Annotated in this window: 1 protein-coding gene and 1 pseudogene; both read right to left on the minus strand. The window is 71.1% G+C overall.

All coding sequences use genetic code 11. The features are described from left to right. Window positions 1–336: pseudogene (locus tag QN345_RS18930) on the minus strand (hypothetical protein); the annotation flags it as partial. Next, entirely contained in the window at window positions 336–1,475 is a 1,140-nt protein-coding gene (gene efeO, locus QN345_RS18935) for an iron uptake system protein EfeO (protein WP_323509098.1), read from the minus strand. The pseudogene QN345_RS18930 and the gene efeO, both read right to left, overlap by 1 nt. Window positions 1,476–1,503: the final 28 nt, after the last annotated feature.

A 1,503-nucleotide genomic window follows, 5' to 3' on the forward strand; every position in this document is an offset into this window, starting at 1 on the left:
GGGCACGGGCTCACGGTCAGCGACCTCTTCGATTTCACCGTCTACGTGGATGCCCGCACCCAGGACATCGCCCGCTGCTGCGAGGGCCTGAACCCCGCGGTCAGCGGCGATACCGATGCCGAGGCCCGCGACGCCTGCCCCGGCGAGGCCGAGGAGGCCGCGCCGGGAGATGCCGCGCGGGGCTTTCGCTGGCGCCCCGACGGCGGGCGCCGTCCCCGACGCGCTCGCGCCGGCATCCGCCTGGTCGTCCCCTTCCTCCCGCGAGAGCGGAGTTTCGGCCCCTTCGGCGCGCGGGAAGGGGCCATTTTTCCGCTCTCGCGAATCGCCGCCCTTCATCACAGGACGAGAGCCGCGGTGAGCTGGCCGAGGGGTTCGGCGAGGGCGTTGACCTGGTCGGCGAGGCCCTTGACGGTGCCGGTGGACAGGTCGGTGTACAGGACGAAGCCGTCGCCGACTCGCTGGGCGTCGAGGAGGCTCTGCAGGGCGGTGAAGCGGGTGTCGAGGGTTGCAGCGAGGGCGGCATCCTTCTGCACGAGGACGTCCCGCACCCCGGCGTAGAGCACCCGGGCGCCGTCGACGTTGGCCTGGAAGTCCCAGAGGTCGGTGTGTGACCAGACCTCCTCCTCGCCGGTGACCTTGCCGCTCGCGACCTCGTCGAGGAGACCGATCGCGCCGTTGGTCTGCTGGGAAAGAGTGAACGTGAGCGGCTGCACCTTCTCGTTCAGGGTCGCCGTGTCCGTGACGAGCAGTCCGGCAAGGCGAGCGCGCTCGGCGGCCGGGTATGCGGCGAAGCCAGCTTCGGCCTCGGTCGGCCAGAGGTCCTTCTCGATGGCGTGCCAGCCGGTCCAGTCCTGGCCCTCTTCGAGGTCGGCCTCGCGGAGGTCGAGCTTCGGATCCAGGTCGCCGAAGGATTCCGCGACGGTCTCGACCCGCTCCCAGTGCGCGCGGGTGGCCGCGTAGAGTCCGCGGGCGGTGTCGTCGTCGCCGGCGGTGTATGCGGCGGCGAACGCGGCGGTCCCGGTGACGAGCTGGCCGATCTGGTCTTTCACGTAGGACGCATAGTTGGCGTTCGCGGTGTCGATGCGCGCGCTGAGTTCGGCGTCGCCGGGGGCGTTCGTCGCGGCATCCGCAGCGCTCGCCGGAGTCACGGTGAACGGGGCCTGGCCGATGCCCGCACCGGTCATGCCGGGCTTGCACGCCGTGAAGTAGCTGCCGGCGCTCAGGTCGACGACGAGGGTACGGCTGAGGCCGGGGCCGATGTTCTCCGCCTCACCCACGATGCGGAGCTGGTCGTCGCCGAGGAGGTAGAACTCGGTGACCTGGTCTCCGGAGTTCGAGACGGTGAAGGTGACGTTGCCGGCCGGGGCCTCCGCTCCGGACACGGTGCACGCCGTCGCGCTGCTGTCGACGGTCAGGGCGGCGTGCGCGGCGCCCTGCTCACCTACGGCACATACGGCCTCTCGTTCGCGGCCCAGGAGACGATCGGCGGACTGCTCTCGATCG

The organism is Cryobacterium sp. 10I1 (assembly GCF_035019805.1).
GTDB lineage: Bacteria > Actinomycetota > Actinomycetes > Actinomycetales > Microbacteriaceae > Cryobacterium > Cryobacterium glucosi.